This is a genomic window from Caballeronia sp. M23-90 (genome assembly GCF_053574605.1).
Map to the genome: position 1 here is coordinate 1 of NZ_JBSIPA010000397.1, position 6,118 is coordinate 6,118.

The 6,118-nt window shown below is 54.5% G+C and carries 11 protein-coding genes and 1 tRNA gene; 9 read left to right on the top strand and 3 right to left on the bottom strand.

The window, feature by feature from the left end; genetic code table 11:
• The 4 genes from ACRXB1_RS27985 to ACRXB1_RS28000 form a co-directional block, all read left to right on the top strand.
• The coding region (locus ACRXB1_RS27985; RefSeq protein WP_449493873.1) for a hypothetical protein at positions 1 to 461 on the top strand (461 nt) is incomplete at its 5' end.
• Positions 462 to 463: 2 nt separating this feature from the next.
• Positions 464 to 979 (top strand): hypothetical protein, encoded by a 516-nt coding sequence (locus ACRXB1_RS27990; RefSeq protein WP_449493874.1) that lies wholly within the window; start codon positions 464 to 466, stop codon positions 977 to 979.
• A 546-nt stretch (positions 980 to 1,525) separates the two neighbouring features.
• Complete coding sequence (locus ACRXB1_RS27995; protein ID WP_449493875.1) at positions 1,526 to 1,738, top strand: ribbon-helix-helix protein, CopG family; 213 nt, start codon at positions 1,526 to 1,528, stop codon at positions 1,736 to 1,738.
• A complete protein-coding gene (locus ACRXB1_RS28000; RefSeq protein WP_449493876.1) occupies positions 1,739 to 2,017 on the top strand; it encodes a hypothetical protein in 279 nt (92 codons plus the stop codon). It abuts the gene before it with no gap.
• 140 nt (positions 2,018 to 2,157) lie between these two features.
• Here the strand turns inward: ACRXB1_RS28000 and ACRXB1_RS28005 are convergent, their stop codons facing one another.
• Entirely contained in the window at positions 2,158 to 2,403 is a 246-nt protein-coding gene (locus tag ACRXB1_RS28005) for an Arc family DNA-binding protein (RefSeq protein ID WP_449493877.1), read from the bottom strand.
• Between the two features lie 111 nt (positions 2,404 to 2,514).
• Between ACRXB1_RS28005 and ACRXB1_RS28010 the strand changes: the two genes are divergently transcribed.
• The 5 genes from ACRXB1_RS28010 (at position 2,515) to ACRXB1_RS28030 (ending at position 4,701) form a co-directional block, all read left to right on the top strand.
• Complete coding sequence (locus ACRXB1_RS28010) at positions 2,515 to 2,697, top strand: hypothetical protein (RefSeq protein ID WP_449493878.1); 183 nt, start codon at positions 2,515 to 2,517, stop codon at positions 2,695 to 2,697.
• Complete coding sequence (locus tag ACRXB1_RS28015) at positions 2,690 to 2,932, top strand: hypothetical protein (RefSeq protein ID WP_449493879.1); 243 nt, start codon at positions 2,690 to 2,692, stop codon at positions 2,930 to 2,932. The genes ACRXB1_RS28010 and ACRXB1_RS28015 overlap by 8 nt, the downstream gene beginning before the upstream one ends.
• Complete coding sequence (locus ACRXB1_RS28020) at positions 2,929 to 3,396, top strand: hypothetical protein (protein ID WP_449493880.1); 468 nt, start codon at positions 2,929 to 2,931, stop codon at positions 3,394 to 3,396. Before ACRXB1_RS28015 ends, ACRXB1_RS28020 begins: the two co-directional genes overlap by 4 nt.
• A gap of 11 nt (positions 3,397 to 3,407) precedes the next feature.
• A complete protein-coding gene (locus ACRXB1_RS28025) occupies positions 3,408 to 3,896 on the top strand; it encodes a hypothetical protein (RefSeq protein WP_449493881.1) in 489 nt (162 codons plus the stop codon).
• A 586-nt stretch (positions 3,897 to 4,482) separates the two neighbouring features.
• On the top strand, positions 4,483 to 4,701 hold the full coding sequence (locus ACRXB1_RS28030; RefSeq protein ID WP_449493882.1) for a hypothetical protein: 219 nt from the start codon (positions 4,483 to 4,485) through the stop codon (positions 4,699 to 4,701).
• A gap of 513 nt (positions 4,702 to 5,214) precedes the next feature.
• On the opposite strand, the gene ACRXB1_RS28035 is transcribed toward ACRXB1_RS28030, so the two are convergent.
• Positions 5,215 to 5,304 (bottom strand) — tRNA-Ser (locus tag ACRXB1_RS28035).
• Between the two features lie 149 nt (positions 5,305 to 5,453).
• Positions 5,454 to 6,118 (bottom strand): group II intron maturase-specific domain-containing protein (locus ACRXB1_RS28040; protein ID WP_449493883.1); only part of this gene is annotated, 665 nt, incomplete at its 5' end.

Consider the following 6,118-nt stretch of genomic DNA (forward strand, 5'->3'; position numbering starts at 1 on the left):
GCGCTTGCACTCGACGTTGGGCTACGTCAGTCCGATGCAGTTCGAGCGGGACTGGTACGCTGCCCAGAACCAACGGGTGGCATAATCTCACTCAGTTAAGGGATCCGAAATTCGCGGGCAACGTCAATTCAGGAAGCAATTTCAATGCTTCTACCGGAGTATTTACCGCGCCTAATGCCGGTTATTACCTCGTATCGGGAGAAATTATGTTTAATGTCTCCAGCGGCGCAGTCAATAACCAATTTCAAGCGCTAGTAATCGCTAACGGGGTAACGGTCTTCAATCCGATATTCATCGTGCAAGCTACAACCACCCCTCTAGCCTTGCTTCCTTTCTCAGTACTAGTTTCGTTGGCTGCTGGGCAAACACTTTCAGTTCAGGCACTCCAAACGAACACTTCCGCTCAGACGCTGAATGTCGGCGCCAACGCCAACGTTCTCTCGATTGTTCAAATTCCTTGATCATGAAAGAGATACCGCTCACCCAGGGCAAGGTTGCAATCGTCGACGACGAGGATTACGAGGCGTTGTCGCGTCATAAGTGGTTCGCTGTCCGACGTCGGCGAAAGACCGTAGCGGAGGCATGGTATGCAGCTCGCATGTCTCACAAGGACGAATCCGCCTCTCCACGATTGGTTTATATGCACGGGCAGATTCTCGAAGCGCCATCCGGCTTCGTTACTGCTCACGACAACCATGACGGACTCGACAATCGGCGCGTAAATCTCTGCGTAGCATCAACCGCAAAAGTCGCAGCGCACAAACGCATGAAGCCGCGTGCGTTGTCGCGCGGTGTGCGCACGCGCAAGAAGGGGAAAAAGCTAGAAGCTTATATAACCGTGTCTGGAAGGTATGTCTTCGTTGGGCTATATCACACGCCTCAAGAGGCGGCGGATGCATACGATGCGGCACGAGTGAAGCACTGCGGCGCCAATTTTGGGACCTTAAATGGAAACAGTCGAGAACATGTCGCCGAGTGATACCGAGCGTGCGCCGGCGATCGTTTTCGAGCGTATCGTCACCGCTTGCTTGGGTCTCGAGTGGCAGATCAAGCCGCGGATCTCCTCGCGCGGCGGCCGAGTTGCGCGCGAGCCGGAAAATGGGGAATTGGACTAGATGGCGGGACTAGGGTGGGTAGAGCGGGCAGGAGTGCCGCTTTGCCTTATCGGCAGGTAGTTAGCGGCGGAGACGGGCTCCGCCACCGCGTAAGCGGCCAATATTGTTAAGAAAAATGGGTAGCCGCCGATAAGATGGGTATCTAAGGTGCTAATTTAGCTCAAAAAAAGCAGTAATTAGGGCATGATTTATGCGCTGCTTCGTTGGGGCGATCACTTGATGTCAGCGAAGACGCACCCATCTGCGTTATACGCATGTATGTAGTGTATTTTCGCCAAATCTGCCATTAAGCCGTTGTTTTGGCATGATTTATTCCACTTGCAGATATGCTTGGACGTTCGTAGACTGCTGCACGTAGTGCAAATTGGTGTGTTTTTGATGGGAAAATGCACCTTCAATGGAGTGAAAAGATGGCCAAAATTACCTTAAATGTTTCCGATGATGTATATGACGAGATTGAAAAATTTGCAGATCGGGAAGGGGTGTCCAAAACGGAAGCGATGCGTAGAATCTTGTCGTTGGCAAAAGTCTCAAACGAGGAGTCTAGGAAAGGGCGCAGCTTAGGGGTCATTGATGACCGTGAGGGGCAAATGAATGTCATTGCCAAGCTGATCGGGGTCTAAATGTCCCAGCCGCCGAAGGAGATTGATCTGACGGTAAGCGGAGGAGAGGGATTTTCGCGGAGCGAAGTGAAATTTGACGTTGAAAAGGAACGGCTTCGGCTTGCAAAGTGGGTGTTACTAGGGCTTGCCGTTCTTTTCTTCGCTTCACTCTTGGCGTACGTTACGAAAGTTTCTTTTCTCAATTCGGACTCTACGAAGGAGGCGTTTGGCTTTGTAAGAGAATCATTCCCACCGATCGTCACACTGATTTTAGGTGCGTACTTCAGATCGAAAGAATGAACAGAAGAATGGTCCGAATACTTAGCCCCGCCGCGCGCGGGGCTTCTGCTCTTAGCTTACCTACTTCCACCCTCGGTGGCCGCTAGACGTCACAGGGAGTCACAACATTGTGACAACCCGCCATCCACCCTCCATCTGCTTCAAACCTTCTTCCGCTTCTTTTCCCGATCGTCCAGCACCTTGCCGACCTTTTCCGCGAAAAGATCGAGTGTCCGGTCGTCTATCTCTGTGGCTCGACCTTGAAGTGCTGCTGCTCCAATGCTTTCCTCGAGGCGCTTGACCACCTCCGCATTGATTGAGCGGTTGTTTTCCTGGGCAGCCAACGTCAGAGCGTCTTTTAGCTCGAGCGGCAGGCGCAATTTCATCTGTGGGTCTTCGCGTGTCATTTACACATCTTAATGGACCACGGTGGTGTTGACAATGGAACCACGGTGGTTCATTATGAATTAACGGTTCACCGAAAAGAACCGCCCGGCCAAACCCGAAAGGAAGGAATCATGACAACTGCAGCACTTGCCCAAACTACCGGCGCCTCAACCGGCGTCCTGGTAGACCAGATCACCCACGACGCCCTGCGCCGTGCATCAATGGCGCCCACATACATGGAAGCGCTCGACATCACCGGTGCCGCATTGATTGCGGTCGCATACCTCGTGAAGGTAGGGGTGAAGCATGTCTAACGTCCATATGATGAATGTCGCGCGTAAGGCAGGCCGGCGTCGTGAAATCGCGCTGCCTGATGTGCCATTGGCGGATGTTGTCGATATAGCGGACTACCGTGCCGATGCTTTTGAGTCGGTTGAAGAGACTGCAGAGGATCGCGCCGATCGTTTAGAGGCTCTCCTGGACGAATTGTCGCATCACCTATTGATGGCGATTCGAACCATCAAGAAAGCGCCGGGCCCGAAGCGATGACACCCGAACGCTACCTCATCCGCGACCGGGCATACGGCGTCTGGCACCGGGAGAAATCAATCAGTCGGTTTCTCGACCGTCGCCAGGCGCGTACCCTGACCATGGCCGACCTCGACAGTGTTCTGTTCGTTGAGTATGGCCACTCTGGCAAGCTGCCGTTGGCGCTAGTCGAGGTGGCGATGGACATCGGTCAGGAGAAGCCTACGGGTGTGATCCGCGAGCTGGCAAAGCTTGCGAACCTGCCCGCTTTCGTCGCTCTCTACACGCCGGCAGCGACCGCCAATCCAACGGCGCCAGCCTGGAACGATATCGACGCGTTCCGCGTCAAGCGCGTCTGGCCGAAACCAGAGCCCGAATGGCGAACGCTCGCACCACAGGAATGGGCCGAGGCGCTGGTGAACATCCGCGATTGGCAGCTCCGACGCTTTGTGAATCAAGCAGCAGCGAATGATGACGTCTATTAACCGGTACCAGCATGGCACGATCGAAGCGATACAAGGGCGATGCGCTGAAGCGCGACGGCTCGACGTTCGCCGCCATCCCCTACGTGGTCCTGGAGAGCCAAGGCTATATCAATCTCAGCGCCTACGCGCGCGCCTTGTTGCTCGAGTTCTGCCGGGAATTCAACGGCCGCAATAACGGCCGGCTGTGCTGCATCTGGGATCAATTGAAGGAACGAGGCTGGAACTCGCCGAACACCGTCACCAAGGCTAAGGCCGAACTGATCGAACAGGGTCTCATCTGGGAATCGCGCAAAGGCGCGTTCCCGCACCGGCCATCGTGGTACGCACTCACCTGGCGTGATTTAGACGTTACCGAAGACTTGGACGCGGCGCCGTCGGCGTTTCCGCGGCGCGCGTACTTGCATGTCGAGCCGCTGATCCGTGAAAAGAAGGTCGTCGGCCGTAAGAAGGCAAAACCGAGTGGGGCACCCGTTACATGGCATGTATCTAAGGCCGCTTGAATAAGTACATGGCGTGTAATGGACGCCGCGTTTCTAGATACATGGCATGTACTTGTTGGGCGCAGTTTCGTCGGCTCCTAGTTACATGCCATGTACTTCTCTAAGAGTTGCCATCTCTTTGCCCGTTTTCGAAATGCCCACGCAACGGGTATTCAAGGGTTACCGTTTCAGTACCCCCCATTCCCGATACAGTAACCCCCCTTATATCCCCCTTCGAAGGCCCAGATCTACAATTGTTCGCGTCCACCAAAGGATGCACCTAACCCCCCCCTTTGGTGAAGGCCCATCGATGCCCCCTCGATGCCCCCTCGGTTGCCGAATCAGCAACCCCATTGCCGAATCAGCAACGGTTGCTGAATCAGCAACCCCCTCGGTTGTCGAATCGACAACCCCAGTTGTCAAAACAACAACCCATGGCTATCCCGTAGGTAACCCGTGGGATAACGGTGGCTTAACGGTGAGTCCACGCGTCACGCTGCGTCACTGACGCGTCACATCTTATTCTTTGCCGGTGCAGAAATAGCCCTTCCAAGTTAGAAGGCAATTTGCCACTATGGTTTCCCATCACTCGAATGAGGACCTGTCTGTGAACCAGATCATATTGCGCGTGCCGCATGAGGAAGTTGCATCCTTTTTAGAGGACGTGACTGCCTGGACGAGCAACAGCGGCATTGACCCGCGCGTGTCGCAGTTCCCTGAGCCCGGTATAACCACGAATACGAGCTTGCCTATCCGGTATCTGGTTGAGGTGGACGACAGTTTTTTTGAACAATACCCGCACTGGCGCCAGTGCATCGAGCAGTAACCGTTACGCGACCGTAACGCTTCGGTAACGCTACGTGCGTTACTTCTAGCGTTGCAAACGTTGCGACAGATTCTGTCGACGGCTCTGTGACAGAGCACGGTCGGACGGCGGTAATGCTTTACCGGGGGTATGACCTGCAACGCAGGATGGACCTAAGCCGGAATTCCGGCCTAGCTCTGTTGCGGTTTGATTCGACATCGGGTCGACGTCGCTCTAACCTCAATTTGAGAGTGTACGACGTCGACGCATACCCTTCGGGGAGTGCTTGAAGCAATGCTCGGAGCATGGTGTTAGCACCGGAATTTCCGGTAGTCGCATCGGTAGACGCTTGTGCATTGACAACCTCCGCCATTGGCGGAAGCATCTGCGCCGGAATTCCGGTAGTTATCGGTATCGGTTTTGGTGCTGTCCGCTGAGCGCAGTTTTGCGCCTGAACAACACTTTAAGAATTGGCGGGACGTTTGGAGGGTAGATCTGCAAATGGCGCTGTGAGCCTTTTAACATAAGGCTTCATGGCGGAAGCGGTGAGATTCGAACTCACGGACGAGTCACCCCGTCGCTAGTTTTCAAGACTAGTGCCTTAAACCGCTCGGCCACGCTTCCACGTTTCACACATCACAACCAAAGCAACTGCCGGAACAGCGCACCTTTCCGGGTAGGGTAGCCCTACATCCTTATGGATGAAGGGCCCCCTAAGAACTGTACGTGCGAGTTTCCTCGCATACAGCTCAAGCCTACAGACAAAGCTCCATTCAAAATAAAGCCGGCTTCGTTACAACAAGTCTTCCCACGTGCACCTGCTGGTGGCAATGCGGGTGAAGCAAAACTCTGTTGGACAGCGTGTCTTTGCCACCATGCATCCGATACTCTAGATGATGATCGTGCCAACCCGTTTCGTCCGTCAGCGCCGTGCCACAGTGCGCACACAGCCCGCCCTGTGACACATACAGCGTGGACCATCGCCTGCGATAGCGCATTGTTTCCCACATGCGATCCTGCCGCAATTTCTCGCCGTACTGCTCCCATATCGGATCAAAGGGATTGAATTCCGCTTTGATCTTCAAGTGTCGCTTGATCACTGTGCCGCTGATCTGGTACAGCTCAAGCAACCCCCTACTGCCGTCCCGCTTTACCACAGGAACAGCGAATACCCATTGACGATCACCGATCGAATGAAAGTACTTCTTTCTCACCCAATCGGCGCCCTTCTGCGGGTGCCGCCGCTTCGACCATCGCCAGAGCTTCTGAAACATTAAATGCTCCATGCGACTGTACGCTTGTTTAGCCACGACGGGACTGTGGTACTGCGCCCAGCCCCGAAGCATCGGATTCAACAGGCGGATCAGATCCGCCTGTTTTACCGTCTTGTTACCGCTGATCGTATCCGCCACCTTGCGATAGAACGCTTGCGCGTTTT